This window comes from Streptomyces sp. NBC_01320 (genome assembly GCF_035974375.1).
Taxonomy (GTDB): Bacteria; Actinomycetota; Actinomycetes; order Streptomycetales; family Streptomycetaceae; genus Streptomyces; species Streptomyces yanii.
The window spans coordinates 7,010,800-7,033,342 of the sequence record NZ_CP108390.1 but is presented as its reverse complement, the minus strand read 5'-3'; the positions used below and the strand labels follow the sequence as shown (position 1 = coordinate 7,033,342).

General features: G+C 70.5%; 15 protein-coding genes. 8 read left to right on the top strand and 7 right to left on the bottom strand.

What is annotated here, in order from left to right; translation table 11 throughout:
- Positions 1-211: 211 nt before the first annotated feature.
- The 3 genes from OG395_RS32040 to OG395_RS32030 all read right to left on the bottom strand — a co-directional run bounded on the left by OG395_RS32040 (position 212) and on the right by OG395_RS32030 (position 6,181).
- Positions 212-1,744: a DUF5719 family protein gene (locus OG395_RS32040; protein ID WP_327246028.1), complete on the bottom strand. Its 1,533-nt coding sequence runs from the start codon at positions 1,742-1,744 to the stop codon at positions 212-214.
- Complete coding sequence (locus OG395_RS32035) at positions 1,741-5,562, bottom strand: glycosyltransferase family 2 protein (RefSeq protein ID WP_327246027.1); 3,822 nt, start codon at positions 5,560-5,562, stop codon at positions 1,741-1,743. The genes OG395_RS32040 and OG395_RS32035 overlap by 4 nt, the downstream gene beginning before the upstream one ends.
- Positions 5,563-5,917: 355 nt before the next feature.
- The gene (locus OG395_RS32030) at positions 5,918-6,181 is read right to left on the bottom strand and encodes a WhiB family transcriptional regulator (RefSeq protein ID WP_030927001.1); all 264 of its coding nucleotides are present in this window, start codon (positions 6,179-6,181) and stop codon (positions 5,918-5,920) included.
- Positions 6,182-6,916: 735 nt separating this feature from the next.
- On the opposite strand from OG395_RS32030, the gene OG395_RS32025 reads away from it, so the two are divergent.
- From OG395_RS32025 to OG395_RS32015, 3 genes are all read left to right on the top strand, one after another.
- Positions 6,917-7,456 (top strand): cysteine dioxygenase, encoded by a 540-nt coding sequence (locus OG395_RS32025; RefSeq protein WP_327246026.1) that lies wholly within the window; start codon positions 6,917-6,919, stop codon positions 7,454-7,456.
- Positions 7,457-7,576: 120 nt separating this feature from the next.
- Entirely contained in the window at positions 7,577-8,533 is a 957-nt protein-coding gene (gene cofD, locus OG395_RS32020) for a 2-phospho-L-lactate transferase (protein ID WP_327246025.1), read from the top strand.
- Entirely contained in the window at positions 8,530-9,852 is a 1,323-nt protein-coding gene (locus OG395_RS32015) for a coenzyme F420-0:L-glutamate ligase (protein ID WP_327246024.1), read from the top strand. The genes cofD and OG395_RS32015 overlap by 4 nt, the downstream gene beginning before the upstream one ends.
- Before the next feature lie 150 nt (positions 9,853-10,002).
- On the opposite strand, the gene OG395_RS32010 is transcribed toward OG395_RS32015, so the two are convergent.
- From OG395_RS32010 to OG395_RS32000, 3 genes are all read right to left on the bottom strand, one after another.
- The gene (locus OG395_RS32010) at positions 10,003-11,001 is read right to left on the bottom strand and encodes a DNA-3-methyladenine glycosylase family protein (RefSeq protein ID WP_327246023.1); all 999 of its coding nucleotides are present in this window, start codon (positions 10,999-11,001) and stop codon (positions 10,003-10,005) included.
- 58 nt (positions 11,002-11,059) lie between these two features.
- Positions 11,060-12,151, bottom strand: a complete 1,092-nt coding sequence (locus tag OG395_RS32005; protein ID WP_266984946.1) for an NDP-sugar synthase — start codon at positions 12,149-12,151, stop codon at positions 11,060-11,062.
- A gap of 113 nt (positions 12,152-12,264) precedes the next feature.
- A complete protein-coding gene (locus OG395_RS32000; RefSeq protein ID WP_327246022.1) occupies positions 12,265-13,611 on the bottom strand; it encodes a peptidoglycan recognition protein family protein in 1,347 nt (448 codons plus the stop codon).
- Between the two features lie 138 nt (positions 13,612-13,749).
- On the opposite strand from OG395_RS32000, the gene OG395_RS31995 reads away from it, so the two are divergent.
- From OG395_RS31995 to OG395_RS31980, 4 genes are all read left to right on the top strand, one after another.
- Positions 13,750-14,502: a TIGR03089 family protein gene (locus tag OG395_RS31995; protein ID WP_327246021.1), complete on the top strand. Its 753-nt coding sequence runs from the start codon at positions 13,750-13,752 to the stop codon at positions 14,500-14,502.
- A gap of 202 nt (positions 14,503-14,704) precedes the next feature.
- On the top strand, positions 14,705-15,985 hold the full coding sequence (locus tag OG395_RS31990) for an LCP family protein (protein WP_327246020.1): 1,281 nt from the start codon (positions 14,705-14,707) through the stop codon (positions 15,983-15,985).
- A gap of 223 nt (positions 15,986-16,208) precedes the next feature.
- Complete coding sequence (locus OG395_RS31985; protein WP_327246019.1) at positions 16,209-17,984, top strand: LCP family protein; 1,776 nt, start codon at positions 16,209-16,211, stop codon at positions 17,982-17,984.
- Positions 17,985-18,035: 51 nt separating this feature from the next.
- Positions 18,036-19,730: an LCP family protein gene (locus OG395_RS31980; protein ID WP_327246018.1), complete on the top strand. Its 1,695-nt coding sequence runs from the start codon at positions 18,036-18,038 to the stop codon at positions 19,728-19,730.
- A gap of 135 nt (positions 19,731-19,865) precedes the next feature.
- On the opposite strand, the gene OG395_RS31975 is transcribed toward OG395_RS31980, so the two are convergent.
- Positions 19,866-20,888 carry a glycosyltransferase family 2 protein gene (locus OG395_RS31975; RefSeq protein WP_327246017.1) on the bottom strand — a complete coding sequence of 341 codons (1,023 nt, stop codon included), beginning with the start codon at positions 20,886-20,888 and terminating at the stop codon, positions 19,866-19,868.
- Positions 20,889-21,161: 273 nt separating this feature from the next.
- Between OG395_RS31975 and OG395_RS31970 the strand changes: the two genes are divergently transcribed.
- Positions 21,162-22,526, top strand: coding sequence for an LCP family protein (locus tag OG395_RS31970; RefSeq protein WP_327246016.1), 1,365 nt, complete (start codon positions 21,162-21,164; stop codon positions 22,524-22,526).
- Positions 22,527-22,543: the final 17 nt, after the last annotated feature.

Here is a 22,543-nt window from a genome sequence, read left to right as displayed (position 1 = left end):
CCAGGGCTTTTGACCGACGCGGAAGGGAGCCCCCGGCTCTTAAGACCTTGGGGGAGGGCGTGCCGGACGGTGCGACGGGGCACAGCTTGCCGCGAGGGACACCAGGTCCTGCCGTCCGGGTCAGGTTGCAGATCCCGCGAGCCCCGCATGATCCGGAGCAGAGGCCCTGGGGTCGGGACGGGCAGGCCTCGGCCCGCCCCGACCCCGTTGCTCAGCCGTCCAGAACCGAGAGGTCCTGTTCGGCGTTGGGTACCTCGACCGTTCCGCCGTCGTCCGGCAGCGTCTGCACCGTGAACATCGGGATGCCGTCCTCCGGAAGGGACAGGGTGCGCGCGGCATGGATCGGGCCGCCCGACTCCGTCTCGATCGTCAGCGCGTAACCGCCCTTCAGCCCGGCCGGTACCGGCGGGGTGACAGCGATCGTCGTACCGGCCTTGACCGTGTACGTCTGGACGGTCTGTTCGCCGCCCTCGCTGCCCGCCGAGGCCGTGACCTTCACCTTCCCGGTGGCGCCCGGAGCGGTGAGGGAAAGGGTCGAACCCTTCGCCCGGTTGTCGGCCACGGTGGCGTGTGCACCCACCGGCCCGGTCGCCGGGATGTACGCGACCTCCCGCTTGTCGCCGGTGCCGCGGACCACGCGCAGCGCCGCCACCACCGGAGTGGCCCGTCCGCTCTCCGCCGGGGTCAGCAGCAGGGAGCCCGCTTCACCCCTGGTGACGTCCTTCAGGTCGACGCCTGCGGTCATGTTCGACTTGATGTGAAGATCCTCGTGTCCGGCCGGTGAGATCGCACCGTTCTTGCCCAGCAGCTTCACCTTCAGATCGGCGTCGTCCTCGCCGGGGGCGAAAGCCACCAGCCGGACGTCCGTGGCGTCCGCCGGGATGCCGGGGAGGACGAGGGTGCCCGTCGGGTCGGCGGAGGCGGCGAGCCAGTCGCTGCCGGTCCCGTCACCCGCTGCCCTGACGACGGCGCCGACCCGGCCGGTACGCGTGGTGACATGGACGGTCACGTCGTCGGCCGCCTCGCTGGTCAGGGTGGAGATCAGGACCGGAACGCTGGACCTGGCCGGGACCGTGATGCCCTCCCCCACATCGGACTTGAGCGAGCCGTCCGGCCCGTACAGCTCGATGTCGGCCACCGCGGCCGTGTCGTCCGGATTGGTGAGGTGGACGTAGTCCTCGCGGGACTTCGCCGTGCTGGCGGCCGGGAACCAGAAGTTCGTGTCGGGGCCGGTGCAGCTGACCCCGAGCAGGCCGCGGGTGGCGCCCGCACTGACCGTGGTGGTCTGCTGCGTGGTCCAGCCGGGGGCCAGCTCGCCGGTGGCGGTGCCGACCAGGGCGGGGGCGTCGGAGCCGGACGCCTCGGCGGTGGCCGGTGTGCCGGGCTTCTTGAGGGAGACGACCGGCTTGTCGGATTCCGCCTTCTTGCTCTCTTCCTTCTTCCCGTCCTTCTCAGCCGTGGTGTCGTCGCCCGCGTCCGGCGTGGTGGAGACGGACGGCATCAGGTCGGCGGCGCCTGCCGCTCCGCCGCTGCCGGCCGCGGGGGTGAAGGACGTGTACGTCGTCTCCGCGAGGTCCGAGAGGCCGGGCGCCGGACAGAGCAGACTGGATCGCTCCACCGGCAGCCGCGCGGCGGCTTTCGCCTCGCCTGCGTCCGCCTCGCCCGGCGCGGTGAGCGCGGCGAACCCGGTGACGGCAGCGAGGGCTACGGTGCCCGCGATGAGGGACAGGCTGGTGGACTTCACTCGGACTCGCCTCGCGATGCGTTACCGGTCGGCCACGGGTTCCGGGCCGGGGCGGGGTTCTCGTCGGGGTTCTGCGGGTCGTACGGGCCCTGTGCGGTGTAGGGGGCCTGTGGGTCGTACGGGGGCTGCGGGGCGTACTGGCTGTACTGGCCCTGGCCGTACGCGTCCTGGCTCTGGTCGTACTGGCCCTGTTCCTGGGTGTACTGACCCTGGTTCTGGTCGTACTGCTGCTGCTGATAGCCGTACGGGTCGTACGCCGGGGCGGTGCCCTGCTGGTAGGGATCGGCGGCGGCCTGCTGCTGCTCGCCCTGGTACTGCGGGTAGTCGGCGCCCTGGTACTGCTGGGTGTCCCACTCGCCGTACTGCTGTTGCTGCGGTACGGGGGCGTACAGGCCGTCGTCGTCCCGCTGGGCGTACGGGTCCTGTGCCGCGGACTGGTCGGCGTACGGGTCCTGCGCTTCGGACCGCTCGGCGTACGGGTCGGTCGACCGCTGCGCGGGGATGTTCTGCCCTGTCTCGTCCGGCGTCGGCTCGACGCCCTCGGATGCCGCTTCCGCCTCCGCTGCGGCGCGCAGCCTGCGCGCCCGGCGTCCCTCGCCCACGACCGGCTCGGCCGCAACCGTCAGGTCCGCCTCGGGCAGGTCGTCGTCGATCTCCCGGCGGCGGCCCGGCAGAGCCAGGACCAGCAGGACCACGCCGAGCGCGGCCTGGGCCCAGATCCACGCGGTGTGGGTGACCGGCGTCTCGTACGTGAGGTCCAGCGTGCCGCCTTCGGCGGGCAGCTCGAAGCCCTGTGCCCAGCCGTCCACGGTCTTGGCGGTCAGGGCCCGGCCGTTCAGCGTGGCCGTCCAGCCGGGGTCCGCGGCGTCGGCGATCCGCAGGACGCGGCCGGAGCCGCCCGCGGGAATCCTGGAGTGCGCCTCGACCGGCTGCGAGCCGACGGGCAGCTGCTCGCCGCCGGCGCCGGACGGAACGATCATGATGCGGGCGACCTGACGGTCCACGCGCCACAGCGCGCTGCCGTCGAGCTGGCTCAGCCGGCTCAGACCCGGAGTCGCGTCGAGCACCCGGCTCATCTCGCGCGGCGCGCCGTCCCGTACGAGTACGTAACGGATGGCGAAGCCGCTGAGCTGGCTGCCCTGGTCGGCGCCCGAGCCCGCGACCAGGTTGGCGACCACCTTGTCCAAGTGGCTGTTGGAGCCGCCCGACTCGGCCAGTTCCGCGTCGCCGAGCCGCGCGCCGGAGCCGCGGACCAGGGTGTACGAGACAGAGGCGGGCGAACTGCCGCCGAGGACCAGGGTGCGCGGCTGATCGCGGGTGCTGCTCTCCTCCGCGACGAACGCGGGGACCTGCACCGGGTCACGACGCTCCAGCGGGCCCGCGGCGCCACCGATCATCCAGCCGGCGGCGGCCAGCGCGGGAGCCAGCACTGCGGCGAGGGCGATCAGGGCGGCGACGGGCTGGCGCCAGCCGAAGCTGAGCTCGGCGACCCTTACCCGGGCACCGTCCGCGCCGACGAGCGCGGCGGCGATCAGCGCGATGCCGTAGACGAGGGTGGCGGGCCCGGCCCAGCCGGAGCCGTTGGCAAGCCCGGCGAAGACCAGGGCGACGAGCGCGACGGCCCAGGCGGCACGGATCGCGAACTGCCGCTCCCCGCGCAGCAGCGCGGCCAGCGCCGCGAGCACGATGCCGAGCAGCAGCACGCCGCCCGCGGCCTTCGGGCCGCCGGGGCTGATCCCGAGCAGGTCGAGTGGGGAGGCCGTACCCGTACCGAAGTCCAGGCCCGCCTCACTCAGGAACGACGAGGGGCTGCTGAGCAGCGACAGCGACCACGGGGCGAGGACCAGCAGCGGGGTGCCGATCGTGGCGAGGAAGCGGAGCCCGTATGCGGCGATGTCGTGGCGGCGCAGTACGAGGACGCCGATGCCGAGGACGACAGCGAGCGGCCAGACGATGGGCGTGAAGGCCATCGCGAAGGTGAGGAGCAGGGTGTACGCCCAGGTGGCGCGCCAGCTGCCGCGGGTGTCGCCATGGCCACGCATCCCGCTTGCGGAGACGGCAGCGCGGGTGATCAGCGGAAGCAGAATCGCCAGTACGGCGGTGCCGAGGCGGCCGGTCGCGAGGGCGCCGGTCGCGGCGGGCAGGAAGGCGTACGCGATGCTCGCCCAGGCCCGCAGCAGTCGTGATTCCAGCAGCGGGCGGGACACGAAGTACGCGGTGAGTCCGGCGAGCGGGACGGAGCAGACGAGCAGCAGCGTGAGAGCGAAGCCGGTCGAGCCGAGGAACAGCGCGGACAGGGCGGAGATCACAGCGAGGTAGGGCGGTGCGGTCTGGGTGCCGCCGGTGCCGACCGGGTGCCAGCCGTCCGCGTACCGCCCCCACAGGTCGGAGACGTCCCCGGGTGCGGGCAGCAGCGCGCCGCCCGCCAGTGCGCCGCCGCCGAGGAGGCCGCGGCAGGCGACGAGGGAGACGAGGAGCAGGACGGCGAAGAGGACGGGGCCGGGCTTGCGGCCGATCCGCTTCAGCCGGGCGAACTGTTCGATCTCCAGGAAGTCGGCGTCGTCACCGCCCGGTCCGGACTCGACGGCGCCGTGCCGTGAGCCGCCGGAATCGGCGTCGGACCCACCGCCGAAGTTTCCGGCGACCTGCTCGACGGTGGCGCGGACGGTCGCACCGGGCGGTGGGAAGAGCCCGCGCAGCTCGGCCGCGTCGACGACGCCCTTGCCGCGCCTGCGGCGGGCGGCGAAGATCCTGCCGGGGCGCAGCAGGGTGCCGAAGAGTCCGGCGACCTCGTCGAGCGCCTGGCCGGGCACCTTGCCGACCAGATAGGCGAGGGTGCGGAGCAGGGTGCCGAGCACGAGCCGGAGCAGCACCCAGGGCAGCTGCTTGCCGCGGGCGTTGACGAGCATCGTGTAGACGGCGCCGGCCTTGTCGACACGGTGCGGCGAGGCAACGGAGCGTCCGGCGCAGTCGATGGGGCGGCGTTCCCGGGCGGCTGCCTCGGCATGCCGCAGGACGGCGTCGGGGGCGACGAGGACCCGGTGTCCCGCGGCGTGTGCGCGCCAGCAGAGATCGACGTCGTCACGCATCAGCGGGAGCCTGCGGTCGAAACCGCCGAGTTCCTCCCAGATGTCACGGCGGATCAGCATGCCGGCGGAGGAGACGGAGAGCACGGTACGGACCTGGTCGTGCTGGCCCTGGTCCTGCTCGCGGCGGTCGAGTCCGGTCCAGCGGCGTCCGCTGTTGGCGATGGAGACGCCGACTTCGAGGAGCTGCTTGCGGTCGTACCAGCCGCGGAGTTTGGGGCCGACGATCGCGGCGTGGTGGTCGGTCTCGACGACGCGCAGCAGCTCGGTGAGCGCGTCGGGCTCGGGTGCGCAGTCGTCGTGGAGCAGCCAGAGCCACTGCACCGGTTCGCCGTGCGGCAGTTCGGGCAGGTCGTACGCGTCGTCGCGCCAGCTCCTGGTGACGGGGTCCCAGCCGCTGGGGCGCTTCAGGTACGGCAGGTCGTCGGGGGTGAGTTCACCGGCCGTGCGGACCGCCTCGTCGACAGCCGTACCGAAGCTCGTACGGCGTGCGAGGTGCAGGACGCGCTCGGCGCCGAGCGCCTCGGTGACCAGCCGCGCGGAGTCGTCGGCGGAGCCGGTGTCGGCGGCGACGACCTGCTGTACGGGACGTTCCTGCCCGAGCAGCCCGGCCAGCACGGTGGGCAGCCAGCGTGCGCCGTCGTGGGCGACGAGCACGGCGGTGACGACGTGCCGGGGGAACTCTGGGGCGGCGGCCGCGTACGGCGCCGTCGATTGGCTGTGCACGGACATCGAGGTACGGGCCCTCCGGCCGGGTCCGGGGGGCGTCCCCCGGGGGCTGCATCGGTGTACACGCGCGCTCCGTCGGGGCGTTGGCGCGTCTCGGACGGAGCCCCACACTAACGGTACGGACAACCGGGGTGGCGCCGAGCGGTCGAACGGCGGCGCCCGGAGGGCGACGGGCAAAGCGGCCGCGCCGGCAGCGGTACGAGAGTGTGCGGACACGGCGATGGCCCGCCGCCTGCGGGCAGGGTGCAGGCGGCGGGCCATCGGGGCCGAGGTCCGGAGCATGGTCGGTGGCGCTCGGGCGGCCGGGGTTCCAGTGAATCCGTGGTCTGTTGCTTCGCGGGCCTCGCGGGCCTCGCGGTCAGACTGCGGCCTTCTTCAGACGTCGCCGCTCGCGTTCGGAAAGGCCGCCCCAGATACCGAACCGCTCGTCATTGGAAAGGGCGTACTCAAGGCATTCGGACCGGACTTCACAGGCGAGGCAGACCTTCTTGGCCTCGCGGGTCGATCCGCCCTTCTCGGGGAAGAAGGACTCGGGATCGGTCTGGGCGCACAGTGCGCGCTCCTGCCAGCCGAGTTCCTCGTCCGCGTCCTCGACCAGCAGTTGCTGGAACAGCTCGGTCATGTGCGCCCCTCGTCTGTCTCTTGCGTCCCCGTGATGCGGCCGTTATCGATTCGGCCGAACGACACGAGTGAAATTACAAGTGTGTGGATACGAGCCAGTCAAGCGGAGATCTGCTATTGGGCCCGGTATTCACTCTGCGGAACCAAGCCTATGCGGAAAGTGTGCAAATCACCAAAATCCTGACATATGCCATGGGCCTCATCGCGCCCCCATCCCTCACGGAGTGAGACTCCCGAGAGGCCGGCCGTGTTTCGATTCGATCACCGAAGCGATCAAGATCACAGTCGGGTCACGAGACCGCTACGACGTTTAGGGGCGCCGTTGTTGCGCCACATCTCCGGCGCGGCGGGTGCACAAACCTTTCCCCGACCGGAGTAACCGGATGGGGTGAACCATTACCGCCAAATCGGGCATCAGGTTGACAATGGGAGCTTTGCTCGGTTCCCTTGCTGTCATGCCAGCGACCTCCGTGATGCGCGTGACCCACCTCCGTGGGTTCCGCACCGCTGTCCAGGCTCGCTGTTGCTGTTCCAGCTGTCTCAGCTGTTGAGGCCTTCGCGCTCCAGCTAGTCGCAGCTCTTCTCCGGACCTCGACCCTTCTCCGGACCACCCCGTCGAACGGCTTCTCGGCGACGGCTGCCCGGCCCCTCCCCGGTCCTCGGTCCTCGCGACACCCCTGGATCTCTGCATCTGCACTCTTGCCCTGCACTCACTTGCCGAGGAACCACCGCACCCATGAACAGCAACAGCGACCTCCAGATCGCCGGCGACATCCTTGAGGTCCAGCACCTCCTCCGGCCCGCCCGCCAGCACCCCTCCACAGTGGCCGAGTTCGTCGGGCTCGCCCGCAGCATCGCCGCCGACCGCTCGCAGTGGGCGCCGCTCGTCCAGTACGACGCGACCACGCGCTGGTACCACCGGCTCCGCACCGTTCCCCGAGCTCTCGGCTCCGCTCGAGCAGGGGAGACCCCACTCGGTTACGAGGTGTGGCTGCTCAGCTGGGTTCCCGGTCAGGGCAGCGGGCTGCACGACCACGGGCTGTCTTCCGGCGTACTGACCGTCCTGGAAGGCGAATTGACCGAGCGTACAGAGCGCGGCATGCGGTCGCTGGACGCCGGTGCGCAGCGCGTGTTCGCGCCCGGATACGTCCACGAAGTGGTCAACGACTCCCTCGAACCGGCCGTCAGCCTGCACATCTACTACCCGGGGCTGACCGAGATGCCCATGCACGCGGCACAGTGCGCCTCGGCAACTGCCGACGCCGTACACGTCTGACAGTCCCACCCGCCACCCACCACCACCACCCCGACAACGATCAGGCTGCGCCCGGCAGTCCCACCCGCCGCCCACCACCACCCCGACAACGATCAGGCTGCGCCTGACAGACTGGTCTGCATGCGCATTGTGGTTCTGGCCGGCGGTATCGGTGGTGCTCGTTTTCTGCGTGGCCTCAAGCAGGCCGCGCCCGACGCGGACATCACGGTGATCGGCAACACCGGTGACGACATCCATCTGTTCGGACTCAAGGTCTGCCCCGACCTCGACACCGTGATGTACACCCTCGGCGGGGGCATCAACGAGGAGCAGGGCTGGGGCCGTACCGACGAGAGCTTCCACGTCAAGGAGGAACTCGCGGCATACGGCGTGGGACCCGAATGGTTCGGGCTCGGCGACCGTGACTTCGCGACCCACATCGTCCGTACGCAGATGCTGGGCGCCGGCTACCCGCTGAGCGCCGTCACCGAAGCTCTCTGCGCACGCTGGAGGCCCGGGATCCGGCTGCTGCCGATGTCCGACGACCGGATCGAGACGCATGTCGCCGTCGACATCGACGGTGAACGAAAGGCGATCCACTTCCAGGAGTACTGGGTGAAGCTGCGCGCCTCGGTCCAGGCGCAGGCGATCGTGCCCGTCGGTGCCGAGCAGGCGAAGCCGGCGCCCGGTGTCCTGGAGGCCGTCGCCGACGCCGACGTCATCCTCTTCCCGCCGTCCAACCCCGTCGTCTCGGTCGGCACCATCCTCGCCGTGCCCGGGATCCGGGAAGCGATCGCCGAGGCCGGGGTGCCGGTCGTCGGCCTCTCCCCCATCGTCGGGGACGCGCCGGTGCGCGGCATGGCGGACAAGGTGCTCGCCGCAGTGGGCGTGGAGTCCACGGCGGCCGCCGTCGCCCGGCACTACGGCTCCGGGCTGCTCGACGGCTGGCTCGTCGACACGGTGGACGCCGGCACGGTCGACGAGGTGGAGGCCGCGGGCATCCGCTGCCGCGCCGTGCCGCTGATGATGACGGACGTGGACGCAACCGCCGAGATGGCGAGGCAGGCGCTGGCGCTGGCCGAAGAGGTACGGGCGTGAGCGGCGCGGCTGCCGGTGAGGCCCCCTCGTACCGGGTGTGGGCGCTTCCTGGGATGCCCGAGGTACGGGCCGGTGACAACCTCGCGAAGCTGATCGCCGCCACCGAGCCGGGGCTGGTCGACGGTGACGTCCTGCTCGTCACCTCGAAGATCGTCTCCAAGGCGGAGGGCCGGATCGCCGAAGCCACCGACCGGGAGGCGGCGATCGACGCCGAGACCGTACGGGTGGTGGCGCGCCGCGGCACGCTGCGGATCGTCGAGAACCGGCAGGGCCTGGTCATGGCAGCGGCCGGGGTCGACGCCTCGAACACCCCCGCCGGGACGGTCCTGCTGCTCCCCGAGGACCCGGACGCCTCCGCGCGGACGATCCGGGACGGGCTGCGGGACACCCTCGGCGTCGAGGTCGGGGTCCTGATCACGGACACTTTCGGGCGGCCGTGGCGCAACGGGCTGACCGACATCGCCATCGGGGCGTCCGGAGTCCGGGTGCTGGACGATCTGCGGGGCGGGACGGATGCGCACGGCAATCCGCTCAGCGCCACCGTGGTCGCCACCGCGGACGAGCTCGCCGCGGCCGGTGACCTGGTCAAGGGCAAGGCGGAGGGGCTGCCGGTCGCGATCGTGCGGGGGCTCTCGCATGTGGTGGACCCGGCGGACGCGGAGGCCGGGGCCCGGGCGATGGTGCGGGTCGCCGCCGAGGACATGTTCCGGCTCGGGACGTCCGAGGCGGTACGGGAAGCGGTGACGCTGCGGCGTACGGTCCGGGAGTTCACGGACGAGCCTGTGGACCCGGCGGCGGTACGGCGCGCCGTGGCCGCGGCGGTGACGGCGCCGGCGCCGCATCACACGACACCGTGGCGGTTCGTACTCCTGGAGTCCGAGGAGTCGCGGACCCGGCTGCTCGACGCGATGCGGGATGCGTGGATCGCGGATCTGCGCCGCGACGGCAAGAGCGAGGAGTCGATCGCCAAGCGGGTGCGGCGGGGCGATGTGCTGCGCCGGGCGCCGTATCTGGCGGTGCCGTGCCTGGTGATGGATGGCGCCCATACATACGGGGACGCGCGGCGGGATGCTGCGGAGCGCGAGATGTTCGTGGTCGCGGCGGGGGCGGGCGTCCAGAACTTCCTGGTGGCGCTGGCCGGTGAGCAGCTCGGGTCGGCGTGGGTGTCGTCGACGATGTTCTGCCGCGATGTGGTGCGTGAGGTGCTGGATCTGCCGGCGGAGTGGGATCCGTTGGGTGCGGTGGCGGTCGGGCGTCCGGCGGTTGCGCCGGTGGCCCGGGCGGAGCGGGGTGCGGAGGGGTTCGTCGCGGTGCGGTGAGGTGGGCCGGGGAGGGGGTTTTCCCCTGCCTGCCCCTTCCCCGAGACCTGGGGCGGCTCCGGGGCTTCTTCGTCCTCGATCGCCGGACGGGCTCGTGGGCGACACGGCTGATCGTGGACTGCGAGGCCGCGTCGGGTGCTTGAGGACGTCTCAGAGGCGGGCGATGTCGCCTCTTGTCATGCGCGGAGCTCTGCGGGACGGGGTGTGGCCCGAGAGCAGGATGAGGCGTGTGGCTCGGTGGCGCTGGCCCTCGTAGGGGGTAAGCAGCGTCAGCATTTCCTCGTCGTCGGCGTTTCTGTTGCCTGCCAGGGCGTGCCCGATGATGCCGGGGAGGTGGAGGTCGCCCACGGTGACCGCGTCGGGGGCACCGTTGGCTCGTTGGAGGGTTTCCGCCGAGGTCCAGGGGCCGATGCCGGGAATCAGTTCCAAGCGGGCAGTGGCCTCGGGGAGGGGCATCGTCGCCGCTTCCTCCAGGCGGCGGGCGACTCGTACCGCGCGCAGGATCGTGGCCGACCGCTTGGCGTCGACGCCGGCGCGGTGCCATTCCCAGGACGGGATCAGCGACCAGGTGCGCGGGTCCGGCATGACGTGCAGGCCGTGCGTGCCGAAGAGGGTCGCTGCCGGACCGGGGGCCGGAGTGCCGTATGTACGGACCAAAATGCGCCAGGCACGGTAGGCCTCGTCGGTGGTGACCTTCTGTTCCAGGATCGACGGGATCAACGACTCCAGCACCAGACCGGTGCGCAGCAGGCGCAGTCCGGGGCGGCGGTGCCGGGCCGCGGCGACCAGGCGGTGGCGGGGGCGGAATGCTTCCGGGTCGTCCTCCGCGCCGAGCAGGGTCGGGAGCTGGTCCAGCAGCCAGGACGCGCCGGGGCCCCAGGCCGTCGCCTCGATCCGGCCGCCCCGGTCGATGATGTGAAGCGTGCCGGGGCCTGCCGGGGTGCGGGTGGCCCGCCAGACCGAGCCGTCCCGGTCGATGCGGAACGTGGGGTCGGCGGGGCCGCGGCGCAGCGGGCCGAGGACGAGGCGCAGGTCGAGCGGGCCCGGCGGGGTCCAGTCCCGGGTCAGTGCCTCCGGTGCCGGACCGGTCGGCACCTGGCGTGGGACGGGCGTGCGCGGGGCGTTGCGGGGAGCGAATCGTCCTGCCACGGATGAGGTCCTCGGTCGTCGGGGGTGCCTATCGAGGGTACGCGCCGCAGCGCGCCCGTCATTCGTCCGACGAGAAACGGACCGACGCGTCCGGCAGGACCGCACCGCACCAGACGCGGACGCCGTCACGCAGTTCGTTGTCGGCGCCGACGTGGGCGCCGTCGCCGATGACGGCGCCCACCAGGACCGTACGGCTGCCGATCCGCGCACCCGCTCCGACCAGGGAGTCCGTGATCACGGCGCCGGGTTCGACGACCGCTCCGGCCAGTACCGCGGAGCCGTCGATCCGGGCGGCCTCGCCGATCAGGGCGTCCTCGCAGATGACCGTACCGCCGGTGAGTTTGGCGTCGGCGGCGACGGATGCGGTCGGCAGGACGAGCCGGTCGCCGCATCGGCCGGGGACGGCCGGGGACGGGGCGCGGCCGAGGACCAGGTCGGCGGAGCCGCGTACGAATGCCTGCGGCGTGCCGAGGTCCAGCCAGTACGTGGAGTCGACCATGCCCTGGAGGTGCGCGCCGGAGGCGAGCAGTCCGGGGAAGGTCTCGCGTTCCACGGAGACCGGTCGGTCGGCCGGGATCGTGTCGATGACCGAGCGGCGGAAGATGTACGCCCCCGCGTTGATCTGGTCGGTGACGATCTCCTCGGGCGTCTGCGGCTTCTCCAGGAACGCGGTGACCCTGCCCGTGGAGTCCGTCGGTACGAGTCCGAAGGCGCGGGGGTCCTCGACCCGGGTGAGGTGGAGCGAGACATCCGCGCCGGAGGTGGCGTGCGAGGTGACCAGCGCCCGGATGTCGAGGCCGGTGAGGATGTCGCCGTTGAAGATGAGCACGGGTTCGTCCGGGCCCGAGGTGAGACGGGACGCCACGTTGCGGATGGCTCCGCCGGTGCCGAGCGGTTCGCGTTCGGTGACGTACTCGATGTGCAGGCCGAGCGACGAGCCGTCGCCGAAGTACGGTTCGAAGACCTCCGCCAGGTACGAGGTCGCGAGCACGATGTGCTCGACCCCGGCGGCCCGCGCCCGCGCCAGTTGGTGCATGAGGAACGGGACACCTGCCGCCGGAACCATGGGCTTCGGAGTGTGCACCGTGAGCGGGCGCAGTCGGGTGCCCTTGCCACCGACCAGGAGAATCGCTTCTTTTGCCTCTGTCACGGCACGTCTCTGCTTCCTGCTGGGGCCGGGCCTGGTTTTGGCTGGCCAGTTTATGCAGACCGGTCGGTTCATCACCGTCCGGCAGCCCCGCAGCAGACCGCAGCGGTGGGTCGTCAGCGGCCTTGCAGACGGGCGGAGCTGGTCCGGGCCGTGCCGAGCTCCTCGTAGAGGCGTGCTCCCGGGCATTCCGTGACGAAACCGTCCCGATGACCGGAGATGACCTTGAGTTTGACCTTCGCTCCCTTCTTGAACCGGTTGCCGCCGCCGGAGACGAGCGTGGTGCTGCCACTGGGGTCGGCGCCGAACAGGCCGAGCTTCCAGGCGGTGAGCTTGGCGACGGCGTCCACCACCGCGGTGGTCGGCTTGGACGTGGTGAAGGTTCCGAGCACCGCAATGCCCATGCTGTCGGCATTGAAACCGAGAGTGTGCGCGCCCTGGACGGCCTTCGTCACGCCTCCGGCGCGTCCTTCGTAGATATTTCCGCACTTGTCGACGGCGAAGTTGTAGCCGATGTCGCGCCAGCCGCTGCTCGTGACGTGGTAGCGGTAAATACCGCGAAGGACCGAGGCCGCTTGCGAACACGTGTAGCTGTTGCCCGTGGCGGTGTGGTGGATGAAGGCGGCCTTCACGGACTTCGTGTACACGAAGGCGCTCTCGCGGAGCTTCTCGTCGGCGCCCCAGCCCTTGCGCGTGATGATGCTCGGGCGGGGGCCGATGTACGGCTTGGAGCCGGGGGCGACGTCGTCCTCGGCCTCGCTCTCCGCCTCGGTCTGCGCCTTGCTCAGCGCGGGGAGGACCAGGGCTTCGGAGGACGGGGCACGGCTGTCCCCGCCGTCGGCTCCGGCTCCCGGGCCGGCTGCGGGGGGTTGTTGAGGGTCCTTGCCCGGGTCGACGAGTTCGAGCCGCAGTCCGTCGGGCAGCGGGACGCTGGCGCCGCTGCCCCCGTCCCGTACGTCGGTCACTTCGGGGCTCACCCGGACCTCGATGCCGTCGGAGTCGCCGACCCAGAGCGGAGCGGTGGAGCCGCGGACGGTCCCGGAGTCGCGCTCGGCGGTGCCGGGGTCGGCGCCGTGCTCGGCATTGTGGGTCTCCAGCTCCTGCCAGTCCGACCAGTGGGTGGTGCCGGTGGCGCGGGTGCGGACCTGGACGGTGCCGTTGAGTTCCACGTCGGCGTCGTTCCAGACGACACCGACCAGGGAGAAGGGGCGGACGTCGCGTCGGGGCAGGCCTCGTTCGACGGTGGCGGCCCCCTCGGTGGGGGCGCCGGTCGTCCGCGTCGACGCGGCGGGCAGCGGAGCAAGTGGCAGGGACTGGGTCGACCCGGACACCCCGGTGGGGTCGGCGGTCTCGGTCTTTGCGGTGACGGTGGTGTCGGGGGCGGCGCCCGCGGGCGCGGCGAGCGGCAGTACGAGGGCTGCCGAGCAGGTGACACCAATGGTGGATGCAATGAAGGCACGCATACGAACGATCCTGGGCACAATCCAACAACTCCGGCTACCGGGATATCTCCTCCCAATTGACGAGCCGTCTGCCGAACCGGTGTACGTGACACCTGTGGCGCCCGGTCCCGTCCGGCGCCGCCGCGTACCCTTGCGCGGATGAACGCCAGCGACCGCACCCCTGCCGACCTGCTGCGTTCCGCGCTCGCCGCGGACCCGGCCCGCCCCATGGTCACTTTCTACGACGACGCCACCGGAGAACGGGTCGAACTGTCGGTGGCCACCTTCGCCAATTGGGTGGCCAAGACAGCCAATCTGCTGCAGGGCGACCTGGCCGCGGAACCCGGCGACCGGCTCGCCCTCCTGCTGCCCGCGCACTGGCAGTCCGCGGTCTGGCTGCTCGCCTGTTCCTCGGTCGGAGTCGTCGCCGATGTGCAGGGTGACCCCGCCGCCGCCGACCTCGTCGTGACCGGTCCGGACACGCTCGACGCGGCGCGCGCCTGCCGCGGCGAGCGCATCGCTCTGGCCCTGCGTCCGCTGGGCGGCCGGTTCCCGCAGCCACCCGAGGGCTTCGCGGACTATGCCGTGGAGGTGCCGAGCCAGGGCGACCGGTTCGCGCCGTTCGCACCGGTGGACCCGGACGCGCCCGCGCTGACCGTCGACGGTGACACGCTGACGTCGGCGCAACTGGTCGCGCGCGCCCGCGAGGACGGTGCGGAGCTGGGTCTGGCGCCCGGGTCGCGACTGCTGACGGGGCGCACCTACAACACCTGGGAAGGGCTCAGCGCCGGGCTGTACACACCGCTGGCCACCGGGGGCTCGGTGGTGCTGTGCCGGCACCTGGACCGGCTGGACGAGGACGGGCTCGCCAAGCGCGTCGAGAGTGAGCGGGTCACCAACACCGCAGCATGACAAGCGCCCTGAGGGCCACTCGTCCGGCCGACAGCGGGCCGAGCCCCCGGGCCTGCGGATCAACTCCGGTACATCATCGGCGGTACAGGTCCGGCGGATCATGGCCGGACTCCCCCGAGGCACAACCAAGCGTGGGGTTCAGCCGTCTACTCCTGCGACCGGCGGCCCAGCGCGCTGCCGAACGTGAAGGATGGACGCAGACGTGACCGAAAGCGCCGGCACGCCGCCGGACCCCGACCGCTCGGCCGCGGACAAGGACGAGGCCGCGTCGAGGGGCGGGTCGCAGGACGGGCCTCAGGACAATTCGCAGGACGGGCCGGACGGGGAAGCCTCCCGTGTGCGGTGGTGGGACGACGCCACCCCCGCCCGACGCAGGCACCGCTGGCTGCGCTGGGCCGCGCTCGCCGCCTCGTTCCTCGTCCTGGTGGCCGCGGGCGTCGGCTGGTGGCTGTACAGGAAGCTCGACAGCAACATCAGGACGGACACGTCCGCGGCCGCCGAACTGCGCGCGTACGAGAAGGAGCGCCCCGCGTCCGTCGTGCACGACGCGGAGAACATCCTGCTCATCGGCTCCGACAGCCGCGCCGGTGACAACCGGGAGTACGGCCGCGACTACGGCGGCAGCCAGCGCTCGGACACCACGATCCTGCTGCATCTCCCCGCGGACCGGAAGAGCGCCACCGCGATGTCCCTCCCGCGCGATCTGATGACGGACATCCCCAGTTGCCGCACATCGGACGGAAAGCGGACCCGTAAGCAATTCGCCCAGTTCAACTGGGCCTTCGAGTTCGGCGGCACCGCCTGCACGATCCGTACGGTCGAGCGGATGACCGGCATCCGCATAGACCACTACATGGTCGTCGACTTCAACGGCTTCAAGGACATGGTCGACGCGGTGGACGGTGTCGAGGTCTGTCTCAAGGAACCGATCGACGACCCCGACGCGCATCTGAAGCTGCGCGCGGGACGCCAGAAACTCGACGGCGAGGAGGCGCTGGGCTACGTACGGGCCCGCAAGTCCCTCGGCAACGGGAGCGACACCGACCGGATGGACCGCCAGCAACGGTTCCTCGGCGCACTGGTGAACAAGATGCAGAGCGACGGCGTCCTGCTCAACCCGACCCGTCTCTATCCAGTACTGGACGCGGCCACCAAGTCGCTGACCACGGACCCCGGCCTGGCCAACCTCAAGGACCTGTACGCGCTGGTGCGCGGCGTGCGCAACGTGCCGACCGACAAGGTGCAGTTCCTGACCGTGCCACGGCAGCCGTACGCCGCCGACCCGAACCGGGACGAACTCGTCCAACCCGACGCGACCAAGCTCTTCGAGCGACTGCGGCAGGACACCCCCGTCACGGTGGTCCCGGCGGACGAGCTGGCACGCAGGAAGGACGGGAATGGGGACCCCTCGGACTCCACGAGTCCGACCCCCACGCCCACCTATTCGGGCAACAACGCGGCCGCGGACCTGTGCAAGCAGTAAAGCAATGGCCAAGGAGATGTCGACGATCGGCGTGCAATGAGCAGAATGACCAGTTGTAAGGTCCGTGGAATTTGTCACGCCCGTCGCTCGACGCCGAACTTGGCGGATAGTGTGACGCGATCCGGTGCTACCGACCGTCAGGTCGCGCACTGCTGGAGCGAAAGATCGAGCGCCTTGCCGGGGGAGGCGCCTCGCGTGGCACCGACGGAGGACTCAAACAACCGTGGATGCGCAAAGCCGTGGGCGGGCGGACGAAATCGATCCCGCAGACCAATGGGTTCTCAACCCGCAGACCGGTGATTACGAATTGCGACTGACCCAATCCGGAGGGGATTCGAGGCGCAGGCCGACCCCTCCGGGGCAGCGTGGTTCCAGGAGTGCAGGTTCTGTTCGTGAGGGCGGTGGCGAACGCAGAAGCGGTGCGCGTGACGGCGGCGGGCGCGGCAACGGGCCGCGCCGCGAGGTGCCGGCACAGCGTGGCCGTCGTGCGGCCAATGGCCCGCGCGGGCCGGAAGGCTCCGGTCCGGACACCGCGGGCCGGCGCAAGCGCAAGCAGCCCAAGTCCCGCCGCAGGAAGGCGCTCATCTGGACGGGCGGCGTGATGGCCTTCGTGCTCGTCGGCCTCTCGGTCGGCGCCTACGCGCTGTACCAGCACTTCAACGGCAACCTGAGCACTGTCGACGTCGGTGACGCCGGAAACAAGAACGTCACCTCCGACGGCCCCCTCAACATCCTGATCATCGGCACCGACAAGCGGACCGGTAAGGGCAATGAGGGGTACGGCGACAAGGGCAGCACCGGCCACGCCGACACCAACATTCTTTTTCACGTCTCCAAGGACCGCACCAACGCGACGGCGCTGAGCATCCCCCGCGACCTGATCACCAATATCCCGGACTGCGAAACCACGCAGCCGGACGGCACGAAGAAGGTCATTCCGGGGACGCAGAACGTCCGGTTCAACGTCAGCCTGGGCCAGGAAGGACGCGACCCGGGCTGCACCATGCGTACGGTCGAGGAGATCACCGGCCTGAAGGTCGACCACTTCATGATGGTCGACTTCAACGCGGTGAAGGAGCTGTCCACGGCGGTCGGCGGCGTCAAGGTCTGCCTGGCCCACCCGGTCAAGGACTCCAAGTCGCACCTCGACCTGCCGGAGGGTGAGAGCACGATCCAGGGCGAGGACGCGCTGGCGTTCGTACGGACCCGGCACAGCTTCGGCAATCAGAGTGACCTGGACCGGATCAAGGTGCAGCAGCAGTTCATCGGCTCGATGATCCGGCAGATGAAGTCGGACGACACGCTGACCAGTCCGACGAAGCTGTACAAGCTGGCGAACGCGGCGACCAAGGCGCTCACGGTCGACAAGGCCATCGGCTCGGGGACGAAGCTGGTGTCGCTCGCCAAGGAGCTCAGCAAGGTCGACACCAAGAACATCACCTTCGTGACGGTCCCGGTGATAGACAACCCGGCCGAGAAGGTCCACGCGACGGTGGTGCTCAACACCGCCAAGTCCGACCCGCTGTTCCAGATGATGGGTGAGGACACCTCGCTGACCGAGGTGAAGAAGCAGAAGAAGGCCGCCAGGAGCAAGCAGGACGCACTGCTCAAGGGGACCAAGGCCGCCGCCGCCGACGTACGCGTCGATGTCTTCAACGGCGGCGACCGGGCGGGTGCCGCGCAGGAGACGGTCGCGTGGCTGCAGAACAACCAGGGCGTGCCCAAGTCCACCAACAAGGCCAACGCCCCGGCGAAGATCTCCAAGACGACGCTCGAGTACGCCCCCAACCAGGCGGACCAGGCCCGCGCACTCGCCGCCATGATGGGGCTGCCCGGCTCGGCCCTGAAGCAGGGCACCACCGACGCGGAGGGACTCCAGGCGATGGTCCTGACCCTGGGCGCGGACTTCAAGGGCGCGGGTGTGCCCGTCACCGGACCCGCAAAGGTGCCGGCAGACATACCGCTAGCAAACGCCGCCAAGGCAGAGTGCGCGAAGTGACACCGGGTCACTGCGCCATTCCACGAGTCTGAGCAGCAGGGGGGGGTCCCGGTGGGACGGAGCAGCACGCCCGGGGAGGGGACGCGACCACGCGTCCGGCATGCCGGCCAAGTCGGCTGGGACGACGACCTGTACACGGACGGTCCGGCCGCAGGCCGGGACGGACGGGGTGCCGGCGCGGACCGGGAGAGGCCTGGTCACGGCGGGCGTCGGCGCGGTACGTCGCGCCGACGTGGGAAACGCGGAAAGCGCCGCATACTGCGCTGGGTCGCGTACGTACTCGCGCTGGTCATACTCGGCACCGGCGCCGCCGGTTATCTCTGGTACCAGCACCTGAACAGCAATCTCCGCAAGGGACATCGCAGCGCCGGGAACAGCGCGGCGAAGAAGACCGCTCCGAACGCCGCGGGCCAGACCCCGCTGAACATCTTGCTGATCGGCTCGGACAGTCGTAATTCCAAGGAGAATCTGAAGCTCGGCGGCTCGAAGGCGAGCGTCGGCGCCAAGCCGCTGGCCGATGTGCAGATGCTGCTCCATGTATCGGCCGACCGGAAGAACGCCTCGGTCGTCAGCATTCCGCGTGATACGCGCGTCGACATCCCGAAGTGCGTGGACCCCGACACCGACCACGAGTACCAGGCCACCAACGCGCTCATCAACGAGTCGCTCGGCCGTGGCGGCCCGGGCTGCACGCTGGACACCTGGGAGCAGCTGACCGGCGTCTACATCGACCACTGGGTGATGGTCGACTTCGCCGGTGTGGTCGCCATGGCGGACGCCGTGGGCGGCGCCGACGTGTGCGTGAAGGACAACGTCTACGACATCCCCAAGCCCAATGTTCCCGGCGGCTCCTATCTGAAGCTGACCGAGGGCACGCACAAGATCAAGGGCAAGAAGGCGCTGCAGTGGCTGCGTACCCGGCACGCCTTCGAGAGCGACATCGGCCGGGCCAAGGCCCAGCACATGTACTTGAATTCGGTCATCCGTGAGCTGAAGAACCAGAACGCGTTCACCGACACCGGGCGGCTGATGGATCTCGCCGAGACGGCGACCAAGTCGCTCCAGGTCTCTGAGGAGATCGGCTCGGTGAAGAAGCTGTTCGATCTCGGTATGCAGCTCAAGAACGTACCGATGGACAAGATCAACATGCTGACCATGCCGCGGATCGCGGATCCGCAGGACGACAACCACGTGCTGCCGAAGCCGGTCGCCGCCGACAAGCTCTGGGCGCTGCTGCGGGACGACGAGTCGCTCGACCCGACAGACCGCAAGAAGTCCGGGACGAAGAACAAGTCCGGGACGAAGGACAAGAGCCCGACCGTGGCCGCGCCCGACGCTCTCGACCTCACGGTGGTCAACGGCACTGCGGCCGACGGTCAGGTCGCCACCGGCGGCCGGGCGGCGGACGTCCGGGACATCCTCCGGTCCAAGGGCTTCACCAAGGCCACCGCCTCGACCTCGCCCGGGTCGGCGCTGACCACCGCGGTGACGTACCCGAAGGACTCCGGGGCCCAGGGCAAGTCGGATGCGCTCTCGATCGCGGAGGCGCTGTCCTTGCCGACCAGCGCGGTCAAGGTGTCTGCCGACGTCGACACGCTGACTCTCACGGTCGGCTCGGACTGGCGGACAGGGGCGACGTACCCGAAGCAGGCAGCCGGGGACGACGACCCGCTGGAAGGGACCGAGGCAGTCAACGGGTCCGAGAAGGACGCCTGCATGGACGTCTACTGGCCGTACCGGTTCTAGTGCCGGGAGGGGCACTGGTGCCGTGACCGGCAGGCTTTGCCGGTCACGGCACCAGCGGCCGACCACGCACGACAGGGGCGCCGGCTGTTTCTCCGGGGAGAAACAGCCGGCGCCCCTGTTCACGTCCGTTCCGGGTCAGACCGTCTGCTCTGCGACCGCCGGGCGGCGGCTGGCGATGACCTTCCTCGCCAGCGAACGCGGGCTGGTCAGGAAGCCGTAGCCCCAGGAGATGTGCATAGTGGCCAGCGCCACCGGTATCTGGGCCCGTGCCTTCAGCGACAGGCCCTTGCCCGCCGGGAGGGACCCGGCGACGATGGCGGCGACATAACCGGCCGGGACGACGAACGCCCACGGGGTGACGGCCGCGCCGACCACGAGGCCCGCCGCGATCGCGCAGACGGCGGTCGGCGGGGCGAGGTAGCGCAGGTTGATCGAGCCGGAGTGGTAGCGGGCGACGACATGGCGCCAGCGGCCGTAGTCCTTGTACTGCTTGGCCAGCGCCTTCACCGAGGGACGCGGCCGGTACTGCACCTTCAGCTCCGGCGAGAACCAGATCAGACCGCCTGCCTCGCGGATCCGGAAGTTCAGCTCCCAGTCCTGGGCGCGGATGAACTCCACGTTGTAGCCGTCCGCCTTCTCCAGTGCCTCGCGGCGGAAGACGCCGAGGTAGACGGTCTCGGCCGGGCCCGCCTGGCCGCCGGTGTGGAAGGCCGCGTTGCCGACGCCGATCTTCGATGTCATGGCCGCGGCGACGGCATCCTCCCAGGCGTTCTCGCCCTCGGCGTGCATGATGCCGCCGACGTTCTGCGCGCCGGTCTCCTCCAGGAGGCGGACGGCCGTCGCGATGTAGTTCGGCGAGAGCATGCCGTGGCCGTCGACCCGCACCACGACGGGGTGCGAGGAGGCCTTGATCGCGGCGTTGAGCGCTGCCGGGGTGCGGCCGGTCGGGTTCGGCACGGTGTGGACCCGGGAGTCCTCCCGTACCAGCTCGGCGGCGATCTCGTCCGTACGGTCCGTGGACGGACCGAGCGCGATCACGACCTCCATCTCGCCGGCGTACTCCTGCTCCAGGATGTGCCGGACGGAGTTCCTGAGATGGCGTTCCTCATTGAGCACCGGCATGATCACGGAGACGGCGGGGTACTGCGCGGCAGACATGTGGTCCTCGGGGGGTCCTCGGGGGCGCCGGGGGCTCTCACCCCAGGAGGCGGCGTTTCGGCCGCCACGTTACCGCGAATGGGGGACGCGGGCGCGCGCCGCAAGGGCGCTTCCCGGTATGGAGATCGTACGGGCCTACTGTGCGAACGATCCCCCTTGCACCGCGGAGGTCCCCCCGTGCCCACACCGCACCGCTCCCCCCGTCCGCCGCGCCCCCGCGCCGCTCCCCCGCAGCTCAGGTCGAGAAAGCAGGACGAGAGGCCCCGCTGGGGCATGCGGGTCGCGACCGGCCTGTCCGTGCTGGTGCTCGGCGCCGGCGGGATCGGTCACGCCGTGGTGACCAACCTGGAGACCGGGATCGACCGCATCGACCCGTTCAAGGACATGAAGAACCGGCCGCGGGCCGGGAACGGCACGAATCTGCTGCTCGTCGGCACCGACGGCCGCGACAGCATCACCCCGGACGAGAAGAAGAAGTACCGGCTGGGCGGTGCTCCCTGCCACTGCACCGACACGATCATGCTGGTGCATCTGTCTGCGGACAAGGAGCGCGCGAGCATCGTCTCCCTGCCGCGCGACAGCTACGCCGAGATCCCGGAACACCGCGACCGGATCACCGGCGCCGAGCACGCCGCCCACCCACTGAAGCTGAACGCCGCCTACTCGGAGGGTGGGCCGAATCTGACCGTACGGACCGTCGAGGACATGACCGGCATCAAGATCGACCACTACCTGGAGGTCGACTTCACCAGCTTCATGAAGACGGTCGACACCCTGGGCGGGGTGCAGATCTGCACCGTCCGGCCGCTGAAGGACTCGTACACCGGCCTCGATCTCGCCGCCGGCACCCACCGGCTGAACGGCGGGCAGGCGCTCCAGTACGTGCGCTCGCGCCATGTCGACGGGGCCGCGGACCTGGGCCGGATGCAGCGCCAGCAGCGGTTCCTGGCCTCGCTGCTCAAGCAGACGACCAGCAGCGGTGTGCTGCTGAACCCGGTGAAGTTCCGGGAGATCGCCTCGACGATGCTCCATTCGGTCCGGGCCGACGAGGGGTTCGGCACGGAGCAGATGCTGGCCCTCGGCCAGGCGATGCGCGGCTTCACCGCGGCGTCGTCCGAGTTCACCTCCGTACCGGTCAGCGATCCCTCCTATCCGGTCAAGGGCATCGGCTCGACGGTCAAGTGGGATCCGGTGAAGTCGACGAAGCTGTTCGAGGCACTGCGTGACGACAAGCCCCTCGCGGCGAAGCAGCCGAAGCAGGCCGCGGCGAAGACCGTCGATGTCGCGCCGCAGCAGATTCGGGTCCAGGTCTACAACGGGACCCCGATGGACGGCCTCGGCAGGACGGCCGACGACGCCCTGCGCGCCACCGGCTTCCGTACGACGGGGGCCCCGCTCGACGGGGCGCCGCGGGAACTGAAACACACCCTGGTCGAGTACGACCCGAGATGGGACCGGTCGGCGAAGTCGCTGGCGGCGGCGCTGCCGGGGGCCGAGCTGCGGGCAGTCAAGGGGCAGGGCGCGACGATGAAGGTGACGACGGGCACGGACTTCAGCAAGGTCGAGCGGGTACAGGCCGAGGACACGCACCGGGGCGCGTTCGCCGCGGTCACGGGCGACCAGGTGACGTGCCCGTAGCGAGGCGCCCGGCCGGC